General features: G+C 61.6%; 1 pseudogene. It reads right to left on the bottom strand.

The annotated features are described in order from the left end of the window. Nucleotides 1-173: 173 nt before the first annotated feature. Nucleotides 174-406: pseudogene (locus HX786_RS31670) on the bottom strand (pseudouridylate synthase); the annotation flags it as partial.

Below are 406 nucleotides of genomic sequence, written 5' to 3'. Positions count from 1 at the left end.
GGCGAAGATGTTCGGTTCGCGTTGTGGCGCACAGGCCGTGTTCGGCATGCCTGCGTCGGCCAACACCTCGGGGGCAGCCTGCCAGGCTCCGCATCTGTAATGTAGGCAGAGCACGAAAAAACCGGTCAACGCAGGGTGCGCTGACCGGTTTTTTGTTTGGGGCTGAGGCTGCCTCAGAACTTCTCGAACGGCCCCAGGAATCGCCACTGGCCGACCGGCAGATCGCCCAGCACGATGCTGCCCATGCGGATGCGCTTCAGGCCCACCACTTCCAGTCCCACCTGTTCGCACATGCGGCGGATTTGGCGTTTCTTGCCTTCGCGCAGAACAAAGCGCAACTGCTCTTCGTTTTGCCAGCTCACCTTTGCAGGCTTGAGTGCTTCGCCGTCGAGCGACAGGCCAAAGC

Source organism: Pseudomonas sp. 21615526, assembly GCF_013386245.1.
Taxonomy (GTDB): Bacteria; Pseudomonadota; Gammaproteobacteria; order Pseudomonadales; family Pseudomonadaceae; genus Aquipseudomonas.
This window is presented reverse-complemented; position numbering and strand designations above follow the sequence as displayed.